Source organism: Gelidibacter pelagius, from assembly GCF_017581925.1.
GTDB lineage: Bacteria > Bacteroidota > Bacteroidia > Flavobacteriales > Flavobacteriaceae > Gelidibacter > Gelidibacter pelagius.
Window position 1 is genome coordinate 227,572 of the sequence record NZ_JAGEVG010000002.1, and the last position, 22,057, is coordinate 249,628.

General features: G+C 36.9%; 20 protein-coding genes. 10 read left to right on the forward strand and 10 right to left on the reverse strand.

The window, feature by feature from the left end; genetic code table 11:
- Nucleotides 1–137 precede the first annotated feature (137 nt).
- The 5 genes from J4051_RS02575 to J4051_RS02595 form a co-directional block, all read right to left on the reverse strand.
- A complete protein-coding gene (locus tag J4051_RS02575; protein ID WP_236027167.1) occupies nt 138–2,681 on the reverse strand; it encodes a BamA/OMP85 family outer membrane protein in 2,544 nt (847 codons plus the stop codon).
- Between the two features lie 10 nt (nt 2,682–2,691).
- Nucleotides 2,692–3,432 (reverse strand): isoprenyl transferase, encoded by a 741-nt coding sequence (locus tag J4051_RS02580; protein WP_208232186.1) that lies wholly within the window; start codon nt 3,430–3,432, stop codon nt 2,692–2,694.
- Nucleotides 3,433–4,125: a type IX secretion system protein PorG gene (gene porG, locus J4051_RS02585; protein WP_208232187.1), complete on the reverse strand. Its 693-nt coding sequence runs from the start codon at nt 4,123–4,125 to the stop codon at nt 3,433–3,435.
- A 99-nt stretch (nt 4,126–4,224) separates the two neighbouring features.
- A complete protein-coding gene (locus J4051_RS02590; RefSeq protein ID WP_208232188.1) occupies nt 4,225–5,106 on the reverse strand; it encodes an NAD kinase in 882 nt (293 codons plus the stop codon).
- A gap of 4 nt (nt 5,107–5,110) precedes the next feature.
- Nucleotides 5,111–5,767: a CBS domain-containing protein gene (locus tag J4051_RS02595; protein ID WP_208232189.1), complete on the reverse strand. Its 657-nt coding sequence runs from the start codon at nt 5,765–5,767 to the stop codon at nt 5,111–5,113.
- Nucleotides 5,768–5,854: 87 nt separating this feature from the next.
- Between J4051_RS02595 and J4051_RS02600 the strand changes: the two genes are divergently transcribed.
- The 7 genes from J4051_RS02600 to clpX all read left to right on the forward strand — a co-directional run bounded on the left by J4051_RS02600 (nt 5,855) and on the right by clpX (nt 12,733).
- Nucleotides 5,855–6,568, forward strand: coding sequence for a pyridoxine 5'-phosphate synthase (locus J4051_RS02600; RefSeq protein ID WP_208232190.1), 714 nt, complete (start codon nt 5,855–5,857; stop codon nt 6,566–6,568).
- Between the two features lie 145 nt (nt 6,569–6,713).
- Nucleotides 6,714–7,478, forward strand: coding sequence for an alpha/beta fold hydrolase (locus J4051_RS02605; protein ID WP_208232191.1), 765 nt, complete (start codon nt 6,714–6,716; stop codon nt 7,476–7,478).
- Between the two features lie 139 nt (nt 7,479–7,617).
- Nucleotides 7,618–8,721 (forward strand): energy transducer TonB, encoded by a 1,104-nt coding sequence (locus J4051_RS02610; RefSeq protein WP_208232192.1) that lies wholly within the window; start codon nt 7,618–7,620, stop codon nt 8,719–8,721.
- Between the two features lie 23 nt (nt 8,722–8,744).
- Nucleotides 8,745–9,092, forward strand: a complete 348-nt coding sequence (locus tag J4051_RS02615; protein ID WP_208232193.1) for a phage holin family protein — start codon at nt 8,745–8,747, stop codon at nt 9,090–9,092.
- 211 nt (nt 9,093–9,303) lie between these two features.
- Nucleotides 9,304–10,626, forward strand: a complete 1,323-nt coding sequence (gene tig / locus J4051_RS02620; RefSeq protein WP_208232194.1) for a trigger factor — start codon at nt 9,304–9,306, stop codon at nt 10,624–10,626.
- Between the two features lie 131 nt (nt 10,627–10,757).
- Complete coding sequence (gene clpP / locus J4051_RS02625; RefSeq protein WP_208232195.1) at nt 10,758–11,441, forward strand: ATP-dependent Clp endopeptidase proteolytic subunit ClpP; 684 nt, start codon at nt 10,758–10,760, stop codon at nt 11,439–11,441.
- Between the two features lie 59 nt (nt 11,442–11,500).
- Nucleotides 11,501–12,733 (forward strand): ATP-dependent Clp protease ATP-binding subunit ClpX, encoded by a 1,233-nt coding sequence (clpX, locus tag J4051_RS02630; protein WP_208232196.1) that lies wholly within the window; start codon nt 11,501–11,503, stop codon nt 12,731–12,733.
- 296 nt (nt 12,734–13,029) lie between these two features.
- On the opposite strand, the gene J4051_RS02635 is transcribed toward clpX, so the two are convergent.
- A complete protein-coding gene (locus J4051_RS02635) occupies nt 13,030–14,544 on the reverse strand; it encodes a GH3 auxin-responsive promoter family protein (protein WP_208232197.1) in 1,515 nt (504 codons plus the stop codon).
- 73 nt (nt 14,545–14,617) lie between these two features.
- Here J4051_RS02635 and J4051_RS02640 point away from each other — a divergent pair, with 73 nt between their 5' ends.
- Together J4051_RS02640 and J4051_RS02645 are read left to right on the forward strand one after the other, a co-directional pair.
- Complete coding sequence (locus tag J4051_RS02640) at nt 14,618–15,412, forward strand: DUF2797 domain-containing protein (protein WP_208232198.1); 795 nt, start codon at nt 14,618–14,620, stop codon at nt 15,410–15,412.
- A 207-nt stretch (nt 15,413–15,619) separates the two neighbouring features.
- Nucleotides 15,620–15,853, forward strand: coding sequence for a DUF2101 family protein (locus tag J4051_RS02645; RefSeq protein ID WP_208232199.1), 234 nt, complete (start codon nt 15,620–15,622; stop codon nt 15,851–15,853).
- Nucleotides 15,854–15,906: 53 nt separating this feature from the next.
- Here the strand turns inward: J4051_RS02645 and rpsU are convergent, their stop codons facing one another.
- From rpsU to J4051_RS02660, 3 genes are all read right to left on the reverse strand, one after another.
- The gene (gene rpsU, locus J4051_RS02650) at nt 15,907–16,101 is read right to left on the reverse strand and encodes a 30S ribosomal protein S21 (protein WP_129015972.1); all 195 of its coding nucleotides are present in this window, start codon (nt 16,099–16,101) and stop codon (nt 15,907–15,909) included.
- Nucleotides 16,102–16,134: 33 nt separating this feature from the next.
- Complete coding sequence (locus J4051_RS02655) at nt 16,135–16,998, reverse strand: sigma-70 family RNA polymerase sigma factor (RefSeq protein WP_208232200.1); 864 nt, start codon at nt 16,996–16,998, stop codon at nt 16,135–16,137.
- Between the two features lie 179 nt (nt 16,999–17,177).
- The gene (locus J4051_RS02660; protein ID WP_208232201.1) at nt 17,178–19,853 is read right to left on the reverse strand and encodes an AsmA-like C-terminal region-containing protein; all 2,676 of its coding nucleotides are present in this window, start codon (nt 19,851–19,853) and stop codon (nt 17,178–17,180) included.
- Between the two features lie 291 nt (nt 19,854–20,144).
- Here J4051_RS02660 and folK point away from each other — a divergent pair, with 291 nt between their 5' ends.
- On the forward strand, nt 20,145–21,296 hold the full coding sequence (gene folK / locus J4051_RS02665) for a 2-amino-4-hydroxy-6-hydroxymethyldihydropteridine diphosphokinase (RefSeq protein WP_208232202.1): 1,152 nt from the start codon (nt 20,145–20,147) through the stop codon (nt 21,294–21,296).
- A gap of 121 nt (nt 21,297–21,417) precedes the next feature.
- Here the strand turns inward: folK and J4051_RS02670 are convergent, their stop codons facing one another.
- Nucleotides 21,418–21,957 (reverse strand): RNA methyltransferase, encoded by a 540-nt coding sequence (locus J4051_RS02670; RefSeq protein WP_208232203.1) that lies wholly within the window; start codon nt 21,955–21,957, stop codon nt 21,418–21,420.
- Between the last annotated feature and the right edge of the window lie 100 nt (nt 21,958–22,057).

Genomic DNA, 22,057 nt, shown 5'->3' on the forward strand with positions numbered 1-22,057 from the left:
AAATTCTAAAACGACAGATTAACTTAACGATTCTGTCTGATCAGCGTAATATTTTTCAAATTAACGAAATATATTCTAAAAAATTTTAACACTTCAACTAAATCGTCAAAGTATCAATAGAAAATACCGTGCCAAACTTAAAATTGCTGCCCAATAATAAAGTGGGTTTCCCACCCATTTTTCTCTGATTGACCTGGTAGTGCATCAAAACCATGCCCAAAGTCAATACCTAATAATCCGAACGCCGGCATGAAAATTCTTAAACCAACACCTGCCGAACGCTTGAGGTTAAATGGATTATAGTCTTTAAAATTATCATAAGAACTTCCACCTTCCATAAAGCCTAGTGCAAATATTTTTGCCTGTGCACCTAATGTAATTGGGTAACGAAGCTCCAATGAGAATTTGTTATAAATCGTTCCTCCATCCTGAGAAGATAAGGATTGGTTTGGATAACCTCTCATGGCTATGGATTCTCTACCATCCAATGAATAGTTTCCTAAACCATCACCTCCAACAAAGAAGCGCTCAAAAGGAATGACACCTCTGTCGTTATTATAGGCTCCAAGGAAACCAAATTCGATTCCTGATTTGATGACTAATTTGTCAACAACCTTAGTGTACCAATCGCCTTTAAATTTAACTTTATAAAACTCCAACCATTTGTAACGTTCTTGATCTATTTCTCCCATACGAGCGTAGTCATCAGGGTCAGTTGGGTTTAATCCTGCTCTCTCATCTTTTAGGGCAGTATAATCCACATTGTTCAAAAGTGAAAACGGAGGGGATACTTTTGCAGTGACAGAAAAGCTTGAACCTCCTGTTGGGTAAATTGGATCTGTATGCGTATTGTTTCTGCTTAAGCCGATGGTATATGCTAAGTTATTGGAGTAGCCATTACCAAAGGTGAAAAGACCTGTATTATAATTCTGTAAGTCATAATGTTGGAAACTAATCGCCTGTGATAAAGTAAAATAATCATCAGGCTGCGTCAAACGCTTTGCAAGGCCAACAGTAATTCCGGTAATATTAAAGCTCTTGCTTTTGTCAGCATCTCTTGTTCTTGGGTTATATAAGAACTGCATGGTATGTGACAATGAGGTTGAGAATTGGATTGGACGTTTTCCGCCCATCCATGGTTCAGTAAACGAGAAGCTGTAAGTTTGATAAAAACGACTCGCTTGTAAACGTAATGCTAAACTCTGACCATCACCAGTTGGTACTGGTTTGTATGCTTCACCTTTAAAAATATCTTTTATTGCAAAGTTATTGAAAGACAGACCCAGCGTTCCAATAAAGCCACCACCACCATAACCACCTTGCAATTCAATTTGGCTGGAACCTTTTTCTACTACTGAATATTCCATATCCAAAGTCCCTTCATTTGGGTTGGCATTTTTGAAATTAGGGCTCAATTGCTGTGCATCAAAGAAACCTAATTGACCAAGCTCTCTAACTGTTCTTACTACAGCAGTTTTACTGTATAGCTGTCCTGGACGTGTTCTTAATTCTCTATAGATGACACGGTCGTTTGTTTTATCGTTTCCAACAACTGTCACATTATTGAAATATGCTGGCTTTCCTTCAGAAATGCGGATTTCCATGTCAATAACATTGCCATCTGCACTTACTTCAACTGGATTAATCGTTGAAAACAAATAACCAGAATCTTGGTAAAGATTCGTGATGTCCTGCGCATCAGGTCTTGAATCGTCTGCAATTCTCTTTTTGAGCTCTACACCATTATAAGTATCACCTTGTTCAATACCTAACATGCTACTTAATTGTTGGTCAGTAAATATCGTGTTTCCAACAAAAGCAATTTTACCAAAAGTATATTTTTCGCCTTCTTCTATATTGACAGCTATTGACAACGTGCCATCATCGTTATTAGAAATAGAATCAGCAATGACGCGTGCATCCCTATAGCCGTTTTCCTTATACTTATCAATAACGCTGACCAGATCTTCTTTATAATTGTCCTTTACGTATTTTGAACGTTTTAAAAATCGCAGAAAGTTTTTTTGCTTCGTGTGTTTCATGGCCTTTCTAAGCTTTTTATCGCTCAGTTTCTCATTGCCAATAAAATCGATATTTTTAATTTTAACCTTATCATTCTTTTCAATGTTCACCAACATATTGACCCGGCTTTTCTCTATGGAATCAATTACAGGCGTTGTGGTAACTGTGACCTTGGTATTGTAAAAGCCGTCTTTCCTGTATTTATTGGTAAGGTAATTTTTTGTGGTAGTAATCAGGTTTTCGGTGACTTTGACACCTTTATTAAGCTTGTTATCTTTTATTAAGGCTTCTTTTTTACCTTTTTTGACACCTCTAATTTCCACATCATTTAGTTCTGGTAAATCTTGAAGGCTAATCTCCAAATAGGCCTGATCGCCTTCCGTCTTGGTCAGATAGATATCTATATTACTAAAGAGATTGGAACCCCATAGTTTTTTAAGTGCTTCACTAATACGCTCTCCAGGAATAGCGATGACTTCGCCTTTTCTCAAACCAGAAAATGTAACGATTGTAGCTTCGCTAAAATTGGTGTCGCCAGTAACGATGATTTCTGCTATGGTGTATTTTTGTCCTAAATTTAATGGGCTTTCCTGTGCAGTTAAAGCAAAGGAAGATAAAAGAAAAAAGGCACTGAGAAAGGTATTAAAAATTGTTTTCAAAAGCGTGTTATTAGCTAAGTTGTTCACTTGTTTTTCCAAATCGTCGTTCTCTATTTTGATAGTCTATCAAAGCGGTATATAAATCATGCTTTTTAAAATCGGGCCATAAAATACTGGTGAAATATAATTCAGCATAAGCAATTTGCCATAACAAGAAATTACTGATTCTTTGTTCTCCACTGGTCCTGATAAGCAAGTCTACATCTGGCAAATTTTGCGTGTAAAGATGCTTATTAATAATGGATTCGTCAATAGAATCGCTTGAAATTATATTATTTTTAACTTTATCAGATATTTTTTTAACCATATTTATGAGTTCCTCTCTCGAGCCATAACTCAATGCAAGGGTCAGAATCATTCTGCTATTGTTTTTGGTCTTTTCAATGACCTCTTCCAACTCTTCTTTTGCCTTTTTCGGCAAATCGTTCAGACAGCCTATGGCGTTGAGTTTGATGTCATTATCCTGTAGTGTTTTGATTTCTTTTTTCAGGGATTTGACCAAAAGCTTCATCAGTGTTTGCACTTCAATTTTTGGGCGGTTCCAGTTTTCAGTAGAAAATGCGTAAAGAGTGAGATGCTTGATGCCTATTTCTGCACTGGCCTCCACTACTTCTCTTACTGATTTTGTACCCTTTTCATGACCGATTACCCGGAGGAACCCCTGTTGTTTGGCCCAGCGCCCATTGCCATCCATAATTATGGCGAGATGGTTAGGAAGCTTATCGGTATGTATCTGTTCTTTTAAATCCACTTAATAATCAGAATAACAAGGTTTTTGACCAAAGGTGTAAGTTAAGGTAATCCCCGAAAACACGTACCAGTCATTACTGTTTAAATTACCAAAACTATAGCGTGCCTTTCTTGAAGGGGCATCGGGTACACTCCCGTCAATTTCATCAGAAAACGTATATCTCACTCCAATTTCTGCACCTAATATGACTCCATCAATCATTGTTGTTGTTTTAAACCCTAATACCATGGGGATTCCATAGGCCCAGCTTTGCAGATTCTCAGCGGTTTGTACACCGCCTCGAAAATAATAGTTTTTATGCCTTGCGGCTGAAATTCCAGTATATAGATATGGTGTCATTTGATGATCAGTACTGTGAAGGTCAAAGTCTAAAAATGTAAACTCCATACCTGCAGAAAACTCTAAAAGAGAGTTTTTAAAATTGTAATTCCGAGCCATTCGTCTCGGGTCATTAGAGCGATGGTCATTACCCTCCAATTCCGTAATCATAACGGAAGCTCTGAACGAATGTCTTGGGCTTCTGTTCCATTTTACGAGTAATCCAACTGCGGGCTTGTTGGGAGCAATATATGTTGTGGAGCCGACATCACCAATAAAATTACTTCCTCCTAAAAACAGACCACCTTCATAAAGTTGAGCTTGCACATTCAGGACGAAACAGATACTAAAAATTATTAAAATGATATATCTCATAAAATTTTAAAAGTTTGCAAATATAATAAATAAGATTAGCCTATAGCAATATGAGCTAAATTGTATTACAGATAAACAGTATTTAAAAGATTTTATTGTTTAATTGCGTTTATCCTCTCCCCAAAGCAGTTTTTTGCGTAAGGTGTCAATAAAGCTTTCACTATGAAGTTCAATCATCTTTATTTTGAAGGCTGCTTTTTTAATAGTTACAATGGTACTATTGTGTAAAGTCGCAATTCTTGAGTCTAATGAGATCAAATAAAAATCTTCCCTTCCATCAACCTTTAACTGGATTTCTGTGTCGTCGGGAATTACCAATGGTCTTGCACTTAAGTTGTGCGGCGCAATAGGGGTTATGACAAAGCTCTTTGCCGCCGGCGAAATTACGGGGCCTCCACAGCTCAATGAGTATCCTGTGGAACCTGTGGGGCTCGAAACGATTAAACCATCGGACCAGTAGGAGGTTAAATACTCTCCATTCAAATGCGTGTTTACCGTAATCATTGAAGTTGTGTTTTTTCGGCTTACGGCTATTTCGTTGAGTGCAAAATTAAGTTGGACAAGATCTTTGTTCTCAGGATTGGTTTCTATACTTAACAGGCTACGTTCGGATATTTTATAATCGCCTTCAAAAATACTATCAAGGGCACTTTCAATTTGATTGGTTTGAATCGTGGCCAAAAAACCTAAACGCCCCGTGTTAATTCCGATAATAGGGATGGAAAGATTGCTTACATAGGTTATGGCTCTTAAAATAGTACCATCACCTCCCATGCTAATGAGTAGGTCAAAGGAATTGTCAAGGCTTTGAAAGGTTTCGAATTCCTTGTATTTATTTTTAAGGTCGAAATGTTTGTCGATAAGCCGATAAAATTGATTCTCAATAAAAACATGTGCTTCCTTGTGCAGCAAATAATTTAAAAGTGTCCTTATAGTTGATTCTTTATTCTTGTAATTCTGACTGTATATGGCAATTTTCATAGATCTACATATTAAGGTATTTGTTCAAATAGTCTGAACGCTCCTTTAAATTCTCAATATAAGTGTCTTCTTCGTGGCCAGAAATGATATTATAGCTATACCTTCTAAAAGTTTGTATCACGTCATTAAGACCTGAACTGCCAATCTTAAGCGTAATTTGAACCAGGTCACCATCCATTTTAGAAATGAATGCGCCTAAAATTTTGGCGTCATTGGATTCAACAATTTGGCTGATTTCACTAAAAGAATAATCTTGAATGCCTTTTTCAATAATCAAAGTGCCTCCATGTTCTGAGAAGAACGGGGTTTCATTGAAGCGACCAATAATGTCATTGAGCTCATAATAGCCTAAATAGTTGTTTTTGGTATCTAATACGGGCATAATATTGCAGGAGTTATGGGCGAAGGTTTCCAAGACATCCAACCAAGGTGTGTCTAATCTTACAAAAAAACCTTCTAAAGAATGGTTGCATTCCATAATTGTGTCTTTGCCATCAAAGCAGTGGGCGTCTGTCTCAGAAATACAACCTAAATAAACCTGGTTGTTTTCAATAGGAATGTGAGAATAAGTCAGCCCATTAAACATCATTTTAAGGTCACTTACCTTGTCATTTATGTTTAGTGGCTTAATATCATTGATAATATATTCTCTTAATGGCATGTTCTATATTTTGTTCCTGCAAAATAATTAAAAATAACAACAAAAAGCATGATCTACTTTGTATTTTTGTCCATTAAAACAAAAGCTATGACAAAGTTGAGCGTTAATATCAACAAGATTGCCACCCTTAGAAATTCGAGAGGTGGGGATGTTCCAAATGTGGTTCAATTTGCAAGAGATGTTCAAAAGTTTGGCGCCCAAGGTGTCACTATTCATCCAAGACCTGATGAAAGACATATTCGCTATCAGGATGTTTATGATTTGAAGCCAGAAGTTTATACCGAATATAATATTGAAGGCAATCCGATTCGTCAATTTGTGGATATGGTGTTGGAAGTGAAACCTACACAAGTCACTTTAGTGCCTGATGCCGAGGACGCGATTACGTCAAATGCGGGATGGAATACAATTAAGCACAAAGAATTTTTGGTTGACGTTATCAAAGAGTTTAAACAGAATGGGATTCGAACTTCTATTTTTGTAGATCCGGTATTGAAGCAGATAGAAGGAGCAAAAGCGACAGGAACGGATAGAATTGAGCTGTATACCGAAGCTTATGCAGATGCCTACAGTTTAGGAAACAAAATGGGAATCAAACCTTATATAGAATGTGCCGTTTTGGCTAATGCATTGGGCTTGGGGCTTAATGCTGGACATGACTTGTCTTTGGATAATATCAAATATTTCAAACAGAACATTCCCGATTTATTAGAAGTTTCTATTGGGCATGCCTTAATCTCAGAGAGTTTGTATTTGGGAATCGAAAATGTAATCAATATGTATTTGAGGCAGTTGAAGTAGTTGGCAGTCTTCAGTAGGCAGTTATCAGTAGGCAGTTATCAGTAGGCAGTTTTCATTCATCGGTCAGCGGTCATCAGTCGTCGGTCATAAATCAACAATCATAAATCACAAATCCACAATCAACAATCACAAATCACCAATCATCATGAATCTCCATTCAACAATTTTAGGCGAAGGCCAAACTTTTATTTTTCTCCATGGATTTTTGGGCATGAGTGACAACTGGAAAACACTCGGCACAAAATTCAGTGAAGATGGTTATGAAGTGCATCTTATTGACCAACGAAATCATGGACGCAGTTTTCATAGTGATGAATTCAACTATGAGGTGATGGTTGACGATTTGAAGCGTTATTGTGATGAACGCCAATTAAATGACATCGTGCTTTTAGGACATTCGATGGGAGGTAAAACGGCCATGTTGTTTTCGGTAGAATATCCTGAAGTGGTTTCTAAATTGATCATCGCTGATATTTCACCACGCTATTATCCAACCCATCATGACGATATCCTAAACGGATTGTCAGCTTTGGATTTCAAGACTCTTAAAAGTAGAGGAGAGGCAGATAAGCAATTGAAAGCTTATGTTTCGGACTCTGGTACACGACAGTTTTTGCTCAAAAATTTGTATTGGAAAGAAAAAGGGAAGCTTGCGTTACGAATAAATTTAGAGGTTTTGAAAGAACAGGTCAATGAGGTAGGAGAGCCTTTGCCAATGCATGTCAAGTTTGAAAAAGAAGCCTTGTTTTTGCGTGGTGATCGCTCAGAATACATTTCGTCGCAAGACGAGAGTTTGATTCATTTGCACTTCCCAAAAGCTGAAATTGTTACGATTTCAAATGCGGGACATTGGTTGCATGCCGAAAATCCGACGGATTTTTATGAAGCAGTAAATAAGTTTTTAAATTAAATACTTTAAACCAAAAACCTCGGGGCTCGTCCGACCAGCACGGTCGGGCATGTCCACGAGGTATGAATAAACAATTGTCTTTTCGATCGAGGCAAGCCTCGGAATATTAAACCCTTTGGGGGAATAAAAAACGATATCTATGGTGAAGAACTTAATTTTTCTGATTTTTATAATATGTTTTCAATTTTCTTTTGCGCAAGTAGACGGTAATTTTGAGGCGTTTTTTGAAGATGGACAATTAAAGACTCAAGGGCAATACAAAAATAAAAAGAAGGATGGTGAATGGAGATCATATCACCCTAACGGACAGCTGGCACAAGTCTATACATATACTGATGGTAAACGAAATAGAGAATACACATCCTTTTTTGTAGACGGGAAAGTGAGTCGTGAAACCAAGAAAGTCGACAATGAATACATTACAAAAGGGTATTATGAGGGTGGACCTTTATTTTATGAAAGAATTATTCCTGATGGATTCTACAAAGAATATTTGGAAAGTGGTGGGTTAAAGATAGAATCAAATTATGTTGATGGAGAGCTTTCAGGAGTTTGGAAGCAATTCTATGATACTGGAGAATTGCAATGGACTGTTTATTATAAAAATGGCTATAGAGATGGCGAATATCGGAGCTATTATAAAAATGGTCAATTGAATTTGGAAGGCAGATTGCGGAAAGAGAAAAAGAATGGTGCAGAAAAAAGATATTCGGAAAACGGGCAATTAGTATGGTCTGGGGATTATAAAGCAGATAAATTCCACAAAAACTGGGTGCAATACGATGCTTCTGGAAAAGTTTTGGAAGTACAGAAGTTCGACAATGGAAGAGCCTTGAGTTCTGATTCGAATACGATATTGACGCCAACGATAGTTCCAGAGGGTGCGCTTGAAAAGGTTCCGGTTTATCCTGGGTGTGAAGATAAATATTCAAATAGAGATCGGAGAAAATGTATGAGTGATGGGATATCTCAATTTGTACGCACGAGGTTTAATCCGAATGTGGCCCTTGGATTGGGTTTAAGTCAAAGTCAACGCATTTTCGTGAAATTCGAAATAAACAAGGAAGGAGAAGCAGTTAATATTCAAGCCAGAGGACCTCATCCTGTTTTGGAGAAAGAAGCCGTTTGGGTGATTGAGTTTTTGCCTAAAATGCAACCAGGTATTCAACGAGGTGAGCCTGTAGTCGTTCCATACTCATTACCTATCGTGTTCAATGTTCGGGAAAACAAACCTAAAAAATGATGTTTTAACTTAATTCAAATTATATGAACTTAATTATAAGAGTATTGCTCACAGCCATTGCCGTAGTGGTATTGGCAAAATTTCTTCCAGGTGTGGAGGTAGCCGGATTTACATCGGCTATAATTTTAGCGGTCTTACTTGGATTTCTCAACGCTATTTTAAAGCCTATCTTAGTTATTTTGACCTTGCCAATTACCATACTGACATTGGGCTTGTTCCTGTTGGTGATTAATGCTTGCATCATCCTGTTGGCTGACGAGTTTATGGGTGGTTTTGAAGTTAATGGATTTTGGATTGCACTCTTATTTAGCGTGCTTTTATCATTCTTACAATCCGTACTTTATTCACTGTTAGACAAAGACAAAAAGTAGTCTAAAAATCAAGTGTTTAAAAACTTTGTTCAGATTTAAATAATTTGTACTTTTGCATCCCGATTTTCTGATAGTCCATCAAGGATTATGCGGTCTGTTTTGAAGAAAAAACTTAGGCGTAAATTGAACTAATTCTACTTTAAAGTAGAGTTTTTGGCAGATTTGAAAATCACTAAAAAATAATATGCCAATTGGCTTTATTAATTATAATATGAATATTACAAGAGAAAACATTGACGCATTAAATGCTGTTTTAAAAGTAGATATCGCTAAAGAAGACTATAGTGATAAGGTGGATAAAATTCTTGCGGATTACCGTAAGTCGGCCAATATTCCTGGATTTAGAAAAGGACATGTGCCAATGACCATGGTGAAAAAGCAGTATGGTAAAGCAGTTTTGGTTGATGAGGTCAACAAGCTTTTACAGGATGCTCTTAACAAGTATTTGACTGAAGAGAAATTAGATGTTTTGGGTAATCCATTGCCTAAAGCCCAGGATGATTTAGACTGGGATGCTGATTCTTTTACATTCGAGTTTGAATTGGGTCTCGCACCGGAATTTGAAGTAGAGCTAAAGGGCAAGAAGCCAATTACGCATTATACCATTATCGCTGACGATAAAATGATTGATGGTCAAGTGGATCATATCCGTAAACAATATGGAAAATTGATTGCCCAGGATGCTGTTACCAAAGACTCAGAGATTGTTGGTGTTTTTGTTAATGAAGAAAAGGAAATCAACAATAAAGCGACGTTTACTTTGGATAAGGTAAAAAGCAAAGCTGCCGAAAAGTTATTAATTGGTGCTAAAGTTGGTGATGTGATTACTTTAAAGACTAAAGGCTTATTCAATGACGATCACGATTTGATGAGCTTTTTGAAAGTAGCTCATGATGATGCCCATGAATTGGATGTTGACGTTACTTTTACGATTGAAGAAGTTAACACCAGAGAATTGGCTGATTTAGATCAGGAGTTATTTGATAAGTTATTTGGTGAAGGGGTTGTATCGTCTGTTACTGAATTGAAAGCTAAGATCAAGGAGGATTCTGAAAAGCAATTTGGACAACAAGGCGATCAGAAATTCTTGAATGACGTTACTGAATATTTGGTGGAGAATACAAAATTTGACCTTCCGGCAACCTTCTTGCAAAAATGGATGCAGACGGCTGGTGAAGATCCATTAGATGCAGATCAGGCGAAAGAAGAATATGAAAATTCTGAAAAAAGTATGCGTTACCAATTAATTGAAGGTAAATTAATTGAAAAGTATAACTTGCAAGTTACTTTTGATAACTTAAAGGATTTTGCTAAAGAGATGATCAAAGTGCAAATGGCACAGTTTGGCCAAATGGATCCTCAAGATAAAGAGTTAGAGGATATTGCAGCACGTATCTTGTCGAATAAAGAGGAGGTAAAACGTTTATCAGAGCAATTGATGAGCCAAAAATTATTGGAACTTTACAAAAAAGAAGCAAACCTGAAGGTTAAGGAAATCACTTATGATGACTTTGTAAAAGAGTTTTACAGCTAGTAATTATAATTAAATCGTTATCTTTAGAGCGTAAAACTATCTGGTTTTACGCTTTTTTTTGACACTGTCATAGTCATACAATTTTCCCAGTGATGCTGGGGTTTTACGAATTTAAGAACTAAATAATATTTATGGATTACGGAAAAGAATTTGAGAAATTCGCAATAAAAGATCAAGGTATCAGCAGTACCTATTACAATCAAATTATGAACAGTATGTATCCTGTTGGTTTGACGCCTAACATCATTGAAGAACGTCAGATGAATGCGGTTGCTATGGACGTGTTCTCAAGATTGATGATGGATCGTATCATTTTTATGGGAACAGCCATTAATGACCAAGTGGCGAATATTATTCAAGCACAATTATTGTTTTTGGAAAGCACAGATGCTGCCAAGGACATTCAAATATATATCAATTCTCCGGGCGGAAGTGTATATGCTGGACTAGGCATCTATGATACCATGCAACTCATCAAACCAGATGTGGCGACAATATGTACTGGAATGGCAGCGTCAATGGGTGCCGTTTTATTGTGTGCTGGAGAAAAAGGTAAGCGCAGTGGATTGACGCATTCTCGTGTCATGATCCACCAACCGTTGGGAGGGGCTCAAGGTCAGGCTAGTGATATTGAAATCACCGCCAGAGAAATTGTTACCTTAAAAGAAGAGCTTTATAAAATCATTAGTAAGCATACCGGTCAGGATTATGACAAAGTGTATGAAGATAGTGATAGAGATTACTGGATGAAAGCCGAAAAAGCCAAGGAATATGGCATGATTGATGAGGTTTTATCAAGTTCGAAGAAAATATAATTACATGTTCATCAATTTCGATTAAAGTGTAATTTGAAATAATGAAGAATTAAAGAGTTATGGCAAAGGAAGATTTAGAATGTTCGTTTTGTGGTAGGAAAAAGCCAGAAACCAATTTATTGATCGCAGGGTTGGATGCGCATATATGTGATAAATGTATTGAGCAGGCCCATGGGATTGTCTTGGAAGAGTCAAAACAGAGTGGCAATGCGGAATTGTCGTCAGAATTGATGCTTAAAAAACCTAAGCAAATCAAAGAATTTCTTGACGAATACATTATCGGTCAAGAATATACCAAGAAAGTGATGTCTGTGGCGGTTTATAACCATTACAAGCGGTTGTTACAGCCGGCAAGCAAGGATGATATTGAAATTCAGAAGAGCAATATCATTATGGTTGGACAGACAGGAACCGGAAAAACCTTAATGGCAAAAACTATCGCAAAAATGCTCAATGTGCCGTTGGCTATTGTGGATGCGACGGTATTGACTGAAGCTGGTTATGTTGGTGAAGATGTTGAGAGTATTTTGACACGTTTATTACAAGTAGCTGATTACAACCTTGAGAAGGCAGAAAAAGGGATCGTGTTTATCGACGAAATCGATAAGATTGCCCGTAAGAGTGATAACCCGTCAATTACCAGAGATGTTTCTGGAGAAGGTGTACAGCAAGCCTTGTTAAAATTATTGGAAGGAACTACTGTAAACGTACCACCAAAAGGAGGGCGTAAGCATCCTGATCAAAAATTCATTGAAGTCAACACAGAGCACATTTTGTTTATTGCTGGGGGTGCTTTTGACGGTATTGAGCGCATGATTTCAAAACGTCTTAATATGGCAGCTATTGGCTATAAGGCCGCATCTCAGGATGATGTCATAGACACCGACAATTTACTGCAATATATCATCCCAAAGGATTTGAAGGATTTTGGACTTATTCCAGAAATCATCGGTCGTTTACCGGTCTTAAGCTATATGGACCCATTGGATGCTGAAACTTTGAGAGCCATTTTGACGCAACCTAAAAACGCTATTATCAAACAATACAAGAAGCTGTTTGAAATGGACGACATTAAGTTTAGCATTACAGATGGTGCCTTGGATTTCATCGTTACGAAGGCTATTGAGTACAAATTGGGAGCGCGAGGTTTAAGGTCTCTTTGTGAAGAGGTATTAACTGATGCCATGTATGAGTTGCCAAGTAGCAAAGATAAAAAGCTGCATGTGACCAAAGAGTACGCCGAAGAAAAATTGGATAAATCCACTTTAAAACGGTTGAAAGCAGTCTCATAAAATTGACAATATATTAAAAAACAAAACCACTCTTTTCAGGGTGGTTTTGTTTTTTTTTGGATTTAAAAATTAATATTGCAGGAACAATGCTTTTGAATATATGATCAATAGAAATCTATTGTTTATGCCTTATTTAGTTCAGCGTAAACCCACTTTTCACTGTGTTTTATTGTTTGCTGTAGTGTAAATATAGTAGCATAATTGTAAGATAAAAATTACAGTAGTGGTTTTTAGATAAACCTTGCTTTATTCTCGTTGTAAAAATCAGAAGTGTTCTTTTTTCCGCTAAACAACAATTACACGTTCAGTGTCAGTAGAGCATCCATATAGTGACGCGTGTTTGAAAGCCTTGGTACTTTATGTTGACCACCTAGCTTATCTTGTTGTTTCAGCCAATCATAAAACAATTGTTGTCGTGCGATATTTATTTTAGGACTATTGAGCGTAATGTTATTGTAACGCTTCGCTTCATAATCGGAATTTAATGACTTCAATGCGTTGTCTAGAAGCTCATTAAAGTAGTTGATGTCCTGTGGTGGCGTTTTGAATTCAATGAGCCATTCATGGGCGCCTTTATCCTTGCCGCTCATAAAAATAGGCGCTGCAGTATAATCAACAATTTGCGATTTAGTTTTCTGGCACACCTGCTTTAATGCATCTTCAGCATTCTCAATGATCAACTCTTCGCCAAACACATTAATATGATGTTTTGTGCGTCCGCTTACTTTAATGCGATAGGGTTGCAATGATGTAAATCTGATGGTATCTCCAATCTTATAGCGCCAAAGTCCGGCATTGGTTGTGATCACCACAGCGTAGTTTTTATTGGTTTCAACTTCAGCTAATGGGATGATGCGTTGCTCAGGTGTGCCATAGGCATCCATCGGAATAAATTCATAAAAAATGCCGTAGTCCAACATGAGCAACAGTTCGCTTGAACTGTTCTGATCCTGGATGGCGAAAAATCCTTCCGAAGCATTATAGATTTCGTAATACCGAAAATCTTTTCTTGGTAAAATGGCTTTGTATTGGTCCACGTAAGGTAGAAAACTCACGCCACCATGAAAATAAACTTCCAAGTTTGGCCAGATTTCAAAGATGCTCTGCTTGTTTGTCGTTTCAAGAACATTGTTCAAAAGTACCAACATCCAAGATGGGACTCCAGCAAGGCTCGTCACATTCTCGTTAATGGTTTCATTAACGATGGCCTGCATTTTATGTTCCCAATCATTCATTAATGATACTTTACTGCTGGGTGTACTGCTAAATTCTGCCCAAAACGGCATATTGTCAATTAAAATCGCTGACAAATCACCAAAAACAGTTCCGTTTTCTTTGTAAAGTTCTTTACTGCCGCCAAGTCTTAAACTCTTCCCAGTAAATAATTGTGAATTTTCATTATTATTGAGGTACATACACAATAAATCCTTGCTGGCTGCATAATGACACTCCTCAAGGGATTCAATGCTTACAGGGATAAATTTACTTTTTGCGTTTGTGGTTCCACTCGATTTGGCAAACCATTTTATGGGTGACGGCCAAAAAATATTGTTTTCTCCCATTCGGGCCCTTTCAATATTGGCTTGATTTTCTTCATAAGTTGTGATCGGGACCCTTTCCGCAAAAGTTTGGTAATTTGTAATGCCCGTAAAATCGTAGAGCCTGCCAATTTCAGTGTCTTTTGCTGTAATGAGCAAGTCCTGCAGTAATTCATTCTGTACTTCATTAGGATACTTTAAAAACAATTCAATTTGATGGAATCGCTTTTTCAAAAACCATGAAGCAATTGAATTAACTAATGGGATTGGCATATTTATAGTATCTTTAAAGACTAAAAATAACACTTTTTTTAAATTAATTCTTCTAAATAAAAATATTAAATAAATGACGTACCAAGGGGTCTTGACCAAAATGGAAACTGAGTTTTCGCATCCAATTCAATACTATCTTGTTTTTGAAAATGACTTCATCAATATGAATCAGTTATTGGATAAAACAATCACGATTCAATTAGTTGGATACCAATGTCTCAACTGTGCACTTAACAAGCCGATTTACAGGCAAGGTTTTTGTAAAAGCTGTTTTTTCGATATCCCGCAAGCTGCAGATTGGATCATGAAGCCAGAGCTGAGTACAGCACATTTAGATGTAGAAGATCGAGACTTGGATTATGAGAAAAAAGTGCAATTGAAACCGCATATCGTGTATTTGGCAAATTCCAGTAATGTCAAAGTAGGGGTGACGAGAAAATCTCAAGTGCCAACACGATGGATTGACCAAGGCGCACATGAAGCGATTGAAATTGTTGAAGTCCCCAATAGATATTTAGCGGGTATTACAGAAGTTGCCCTAAAAGATTATGTAGCTGATAAAACAAATTGGCGCACCATGTTAAAGAACGAGATCGTTGATGAAGACCTGGTGGAATGGCGTGATCGATTAAAACAATATATTCCTGCGGAAGCTTTAGAGTATTATATTGCCAGTAATAAAGAAACGAATATAGAGTTTCCGGTGCTGCAATATCCTGAAAAACCTAAAAGCCTGAATTTAGATAAAACCCCAAACTATCAAGGTGTTTTAAAAGGTATCAAAGGACAATACCTCATCTTTGAAGATCAAACGGTGTTTAATATCCGAAGCAGCGAAGGTTATGTAGTTGCACTTTCAATAGCTTGATTTCTATCATTAACAATAATTTACAATTCGAAATTTTCCCAACTCTTCAAAATTTTGTAATTTAAGGTTATGAGAGCTGTTGCATTATAAGGCTTTTTGTCTCCTTACTTTTATCATTATTAAGCTTTACTGCACACTTTTTGGCACATTAGTATTTATGCCTCTTGGTTATGGCTTTCTGTATATAACCTTCTAAATATAGAAATCATGAAAATTCCAGTAATGTTCTATGTGGCAATTACCACGCTGTTATTAGTGACCTTGACCATCATGGTAGCTATGGACATGCCCTTAAATTGGGTATTCTATCTCACCTGTTTGGGTCAGGTTCTTGTGGTCGTGATGGCTTATAAGGTGTTGCGAGACAGGTATGTCACTGATAAGACTTTTGAAGATTTTTATGAAGATCACCCTATTGGAAAACAAAAAATCACGTCATAATAATATAACGTGATTTTTTATTGTCATTCTAATTTAATATCATTCTAAAAAAACTACATGTTTTCTTGATCTCTTAAATTTTGAATATAAGCTGCCTTTTGCATTTGTCTTCTTTTTCTGACAGACGGTTTGGTGAAATACTGATTTTCTCTCAGGGTTTGCATGACCTTCACATTTCTGTGTTTACGCTTATAACGCTTAATGGCGCGTTCGATGTTTTCACCTTCTTTAATTTCGATTCTTAACATAAATAGTTTTTATAGTATATGGAGTATTTAAGACTATCCTAAATACGTTTTTAAAATTCTACTCTTTGATGTGTGCTTCAGTCGTTTGATACCTTTTTCACGTATTTGACGAACACGTTCTCTGGTTAAATCAAAAGTCTTGCCAATTTCGTCCAAAGTCATCGGTGGCTGATTGCTTAATCCAAAATTCAAACGGATCACATCGCTTTCTCTCTGCGATAGTGTATTAAGCGCTCTGTCAATTTCCAAGCTTAAAGACTCTGTCATTAAAAGACGATCCGGTCTTGGAGAATCACTGGAAGAAACAACATCATATAAACTTGAGGTTTCTCCTTCTCTTAGAGGAGCATCCATTGAAACATGACGTCCTGAAATTCTCATGGACTGCTTTACATCCTTAATAGTCAAATCCAATTCCTTGGCAATTTCTTCAGCACTTGGAGGGCGTTCGTGCGCTTGCTCCAAAAACGAATAGGCCTTATTGATCTTATTGATCGAACCAATTTTGTTCAAAGGTAATCTAACTATTCGAGATTGTTCTGCTAAAGCTTGAAGAATTGCTTGACGAATCCACCAAACTGCGTAAGAAATAAATTTAAAACCTCTGGTTTCGTCAAAACGTTTTGCAGCTTTCACCAATCCAGCGTTACCTTCATTGATCAAATCGGGTAAAGTTAAACCTTGATTTTGGTATTGTTTGGCCACAGATACAACAAAACGAAGGTTAGCTGTAGTCAGCTTATCCAAAGCTTCCTGATCTCCCTCTCTAATACGTTGCGCCAATTCCACTTCTTCATCTGCTGTAATCAAGGGCAGTTTACTAATATCCTGAAGATATTTATCAAGGGATTTGGATTCTCTGTTTGTAACCTGCTTTGTAATTTTTAATTGCCTCATGTAGTCTCTTTTGTTTTAATGAACGTTAACCCTACATTATAACTATTTAAACGACAAAAGCAAACAAACTCACAATACTTTAACATAATTCGATAATTTTTTTTAAATTAGACGTTATTTTCGCCTTAAATCATCTAAAATATTCATTCTCTGACTATATAAGCGAGATTCCAATTGCATTAATTGATCGTATCTTTTTTCTTGTTTTGGGATTTGAAAAGATCCTTAAGTGTATTTTTTATAGTTTCACTATTGTTTTTGGTACTATCCTTTTTTGTTGAAGGGGTTTGAGTACTGGTTGGAGGGGTCTGAGTAACCGTAGAATCTTTTGTTGTTGTATTTCCTGGAGTCTGATTTGTGTTGCCTCCCAAAACACCTCCTAATAAGTCTTTTATCTTATCTGTCCCTTTGCCAATTAATTTTTGTTTTTCAATCTCAATCAATTGTTTGGTTAAATTGGCCACACCACTCGTTAGGTCTGTGGATACTTTCGGATTGGTAAACGACCCAGAAATGTTGGCAGTTACCGGAATAGTAATTTTGTTGACCTCGTTATCATTGATTTTTCCAATAAGTCGGTTCACGTCACTTCCTAAATATTTTGCGGGCACATTAAATACCGCGTCATAAGTCATTGTTTTGTCAAAACCATGGGCTCCAGAAATGGTAATGCCAATATCTTGATATGCTAAATCGAACGGCTTGATGTTCACTTTACCGTTGGCGAATTCTAAATTGACCTTTAAGTCATTCATATCCAGCTTGCTGAAATCTATAAAACTAAGGGCGCCTTCCAATTTTGATAACAGCGGACTCGCATTCTCATCAATATCCGTGGTTAACAATTCTGAAATTGCACTTCCGGAAATGGTGTTTAAATTAGGCGAAAATTCATTGTCCAAGGTTCCAGATATTTTAATACTACTGTTCAGCTTACCTTGAAGCACTTTGGCGATTGGAGCTAAGCTTTGTAGCAACTCTAAATCGTTAAAAGATTTCGCAATGTCAAAACTACTAGCGTCCAAATTCAAATTAAATGATGGCGTATCTGCTTTGGTGCTGACATTTCCGGAAAGCGATAGGATACCATCAAAAATACTTGAACTCAAATTATTAATGGTGGCTTGTTGATCTTTTATGGTCAAAACCCCTTTTACATTTTTTAAGTTGAGGTTATCATATATTACGGTGTTGGCGTTTGCTGTAACCGTACACTCCAAGAATTTCGGAATTTTTAAACCTTCCGTAGTCGTTGCTTCTTTTTTAGAAGTTGCGGCCGTAGTGGTCTCGGTTTCTTCGCTCATAAAATCGTTCAGTGCCAAGGTGTTTGAGCTCAAGTTGAAATTTCCTTTTAAATTGACTTTCTTGCTCAGCATAAACCCGATTAAATTATTTATGGTTCCGGTTGCCGAAAAATCACTTCGTCCAGTTTTCGCATTAAAACTATTTAAAGTTACTGTAGAAGGATTAAAGGTCATCTCTGCTTTTGAAATATGTAACGGCTGGTTCATGGCATCCGAACTAAACACCAGGTCGCTGATAGACGCATTTCCAGAAGCTTTAATTCTATCATAGGCACTGGTTTCAATAGCATTCATGTCAAAAGCCGTATTCAATTTGGCTTTAAGAATTCCGCTCAATTCGTTTTCAAGCTCAATAGGGTAGGCCTTGGTAAGGTTTGCCAAATTTAAAGTACCATCCACATCGGCGGTGACCTGCATATTGCCAGTAAGATTTTTAATCAACGCTGAAGATCTGAACACATCACTATCAATTTTAAAATTTAGAGTGTTGATGGCAACATAAGTGTCATCCGCGTTTCCAGTGTCATTTTTGATTTCGGTATCGATTATAATATTTTCAACACGCTTAGGTAAGTCAGGATATTTGAATGAAGCATTGTCAGATTTGATGCTGATATCCAAGGTAGGGATGGTAGTTTCTGTTACCTTGCCCTTAATGATACCATTGATCTTGAAATTCCCAGTCGTTTCAACATTATCTAAATTCTTAGAATAGGCTTCAGGAATCACGGCTAAAAAATCTTTAAAAGATGAGCCAGTATTTGTGAACGACAGATCGATGTTTTGGCCTTCCTCGATGAGTTGAACAAATCCGTTGAATTCAATCGGCAATTGATTGATAAGTGCTTTGTTTTCTTTAAAAGTATATTTCTGAGCATTCAAATCCATATCGATTAGTGCATCCAGTTTGACATGGTTATTGTTCAAATAATTGATGCTATCCATAGTTAAACTCACTTTAGCTTCAGATTTTGTGTCCAATTCAGAGATGTCGCCAGAGAAGGTGCCTTTACCCGTATGGTTCAATTCGGTGACATAAAACTGCATGTCGCCAGGGATGTCAATATAAGTAAGTGCGCTGTTTTTAATGCTGTAGTCTTTGATGTCAAAAGAAAAGCTAGATGAAGTTGTGTCTTGCGGCGTCTCGCTTTCTTTTACAATATCATAATTAACGTTACCAAAGGCATCCGTTTTTAAGGTCAAGAGAGCTTCATTAACATTAATGGAGTTCACAATAATGGCTTCATCGGCAGATTTAAAAAGCTCTTTTATTGACATCGTGAAATTTATGTTTTTTGCGGTCACAAAAGTCTCATCCTTAAAAGGTTCAAAATTGGTGATGACCAAATCATTTACCTCCACGTGGGCCTGTGGAAAACTTCTGAACAAACTTAAGTTCACATCGTTAAATTCCACATTGGCGTTGAGGTTTTGATTGATGGATTTTTTGACCATGTCTTTAATTTGCGATTGAAAAACAAAAGGTAATGCAATCAACAGGATAATAATGACTAATAAGGTAATACCGGTGATTTTTAGAAATTTCTTCATTGAAAAATTTAGTTTTTACTTTCACAAAGTGAAAGACAATAGTTTAGTATGTATATATACGCAAAGTTTGTTGCAAAAGTCGCGCAAATGTTAAAGTTTAATAAAACTTTAGCAGTTTTTAGAGACGGTCAATTTCTTATTTGATTTTAGGTTGCAATATATTCTATCCTTAGGGAAATACCTACAGGTTAAAACACCGTATCAATAATGACAAAGGTCTCTTTTTAAATTAATTTTTTCAACAAAAATAGCATACAAAATGATTTTGTTTTCTTTATTTTGGCATCAGATATGAATCAACCGCATAAAGTTTACATCGCACTTGGCAGCAATAAAGGCGACAGATTGAAACATCTGCAAGATGCTGTCGACCTTATTTTTAAGCGCATTGGAAAAATAAATATTATTTCAAGAGTCTACAATACACCAGCTTTGGGTTTTGAAGAGGGCGCACCAGTTGAATATTTTTATAATGCCTGTATTTATATTGACACCCATTTTTCTGCTGATGAGGTTATGGCTAAACTTTTGGCGATAGAAACCGAACTCGGACGGACTCGGCATAACACTGACGTTTACGAATCGAGAACCATCGATTTGGATGTGATCTTTTACGATGAAGACATATTAGTTTCTGAACTGATTACGGCGCCACATCCTCAGATGCACAAACGTCGATTTGTTTTGCAACCTTTATATGACATTGCACCAAAAATGACACATCCTAAACTCGGAGCATCGGTTGGTGAGCTTTTGGAATCGTGTGAAGATGACAGTGCTATTGAACCTATTAATATCTGGTTGAAAAATCCGATGAAGCAATATGGTTTTGGAGACTTTAATTATATTGCTATTGAAGGGAATATTGGCGCGGGCAAAACAAGCTTGGCGAATGAGATTGCCAATGACTTTAATGGGAAGTTGATATTGGAGCGTTTTGCGGACAATCCTTTTTTGCCAAAGTTTTATGAAGAGCCTCTTCGCTATGCTTTCACTTTGGAAATGTCTTTTCTGGCCGATCGCTATCAGCAAATCAGCGATGATTTATCGCAGTTGGATCTGTTCAAGGATTTTATGGTGAGCGATTATGATATTTATAAATCATTGATTTTTTCGAAAATAACCTTGCCGGAAGATGAATTTAGGCTTTATAGAAAGCTCTTTTATTTAATGTATAGAGACATTGCCAAACCTGATTTATATGTCTATTTGTACCAAAATACGACACGTTTGCAGGAGAACATCAAAAAGCGAGGTCGTGAGTATGAACAGAACATTCAAAACGATTATCTCGAAAAGATCAATACTGGCTATTTGGAGTTTTTGAAAAATCAGACTGAGCTAAATGTCAAGATCATTGATATTTCAGATCGCGATTTTGTGGAGAATAGAGCGGATTATTTATGGATTTTAGATGAGATTTGTAGAAAGGAGGAGGGGTGAAGTGGGAATAGCGAAGTGATGAGCTTGAAGCGCGAAGTAAGGAGAATCAAGTAGAATATAAAGTCGTCCAGATCAGCTCCCATGTGTTTATAAGTCTACCCTCCGTGCCTCCCGCGGGATATTAATTCTTTCCAGAGTCCATCTTACTAAACACATCCCATACCACCACGCCACAACTCACTGAGATGTTCAACGAATGTTTTGTCCCAAATTGCGGAATCTCCAAAATCAAATCACTTGCATTTACCACATTTTGGGTCACGCCTTTCACCTCATTGCCAAATACCAACGCGTAAGTAGTTTGTGGTTTAGGTTTAAAGTCGTTTAACATGACCGACTGTTCTGCTTGTTCGATAGAAGCGACAATAACATTATCAGATTTGAGTTTCTGGATTAGATCGATTGTGTTTTCAACATATTCCCAGGCCACAGTTTCAGTACTTCCCAAAGCTGTTTTATGGATGTCTTTGTGTGGCGGTGTTGCCGTAATACCACACAGGTAAATTTTTTCGACCAAAAAAGCGTCCGAAGTTCTGAATACTGAACCTATGTTATTTAGGCTTCTGATATTGTCCAGAACAATAATAATCGGTGTTTTTTCTGTCTTTTTAAATTCGTCAACGCTCAATCGGTCGAGCTCGCTGTTTTTTAATTTTCTCATTGAAAATATGTTTATATTCCCGCGAAGGCGGGAATCTTATAGTTTTATAAACCTCTCAGGTTTTCAAAACCTGAGAGGTTTCAATAACGCGCCAATTCAG

Coding starts and splice junctions, on each gene's coding strand:
- J4051_RS02615 (WP_208232193.1), top strand. CDS start 8,745: ATGAACTTAATTATAAGAGTATTGCTCACAGCCATTGCCGTAGTGGTA.
- clpP (WP_208232195.1), top strand. CDS start 10,758: ATGGATTACGGAAAAGAATTTGAGAAATTCGCAATAAAAGATCAAGGT.
- clpX (WP_208232196.1), top strand. CDS start 11,501: ATGGCAAAGGAAGATTTAGAATGTTCGTTTTGTGGTAGGAAAAAGCCA.
- J4051_RS02640 (WP_208232198.1), top strand. CDS start 14,618: ATGACGTACCAAGGGGTCTTGACCAAAATGGAAACTGAGTTTTCGCAT.
- J4051_RS02600 (WP_208232190.1), top strand. CDS start 5,855: ATGACAAAGTTGAGCGTTAATATCAACAAGATTGCCACCCTTAGAAAT.
- rpsU (WP_129015972.1), bottom strand. CDS start 16,101: ATGTTAAGAATCGAAATTAAAGAAGGTGAAAACATCGAACGCGCCATT.
- J4051_RS02635 (WP_208232197.1), bottom strand. CDS start 14,544: ATGCCAATCCCATTAGTTAATTCAATTGCTTCATGGTTTTTGAAAAAG.
- J4051_RS02645 (WP_208232199.1), top strand. CDS start 15,620: ATGAAAATTCCAGTAATGTTCTATGTGGCAATTACCACGCTGTTATTA.
- porG (WP_208232187.1), bottom strand. CDS start 4,125: ATGAGATATATCATTTTAATAATTTTTAGTATCTGTTTCGTCCTGAAT.
- J4051_RS02610 (WP_208232192.1), top strand. CDS start 7,618: ATGGTGAAGAACTTAATTTTTCTGATTTTTATAATATGTTTTCAATTT.
- folK (WP_208232202.1), top strand. CDS start 20,145: ATGAATCAACCGCATAAAGTTTACATCGCACTTGGCAGCAATAAAGGC.
- J4051_RS02595 (WP_208232189.1), bottom strand. CDS start 5,767: ATGCCATTAAGAGAATATATTATCAATGATATTAAGCCACTAAACATA.
- J4051_RS02655 (WP_208232200.1), bottom strand. CDS start 16,998: ATGAGGCAATTAAAAATTACAAAGCAGGTTACAAACAGAGAATCCAAA.
- tig (WP_208232194.1), top strand. CDS start 9,304: ATGAATATTACAAGAGAAAACATTGACGCATTAAATGCTGTTTTAAAA.
- J4051_RS02660 (WP_208232201.1), bottom strand. CDS start 19,853: ATGAAGAAATTTCTAAAAATCACCGGTATTACCTTATTAGTCATTATT.
- J4051_RS02670 (WP_208232203.1), bottom strand. CDS start 21,957: ATGAGAAAATTAAAAAACAGCGAGCTCGACCGATTGAGCGTTGACGAA.
- J4051_RS02590 (WP_208232188.1), bottom strand. CDS start 5,106: ATGAAAATTGCCATATACAGTCAGAATTACAAGAATAAAGAATCAACT.
- J4051_RS02605 (WP_208232191.1), top strand. CDS start 6,714: ATGAATCTCCATTCAACAATTTTAGGCGAAGGCCAAACTTTTATTTTT.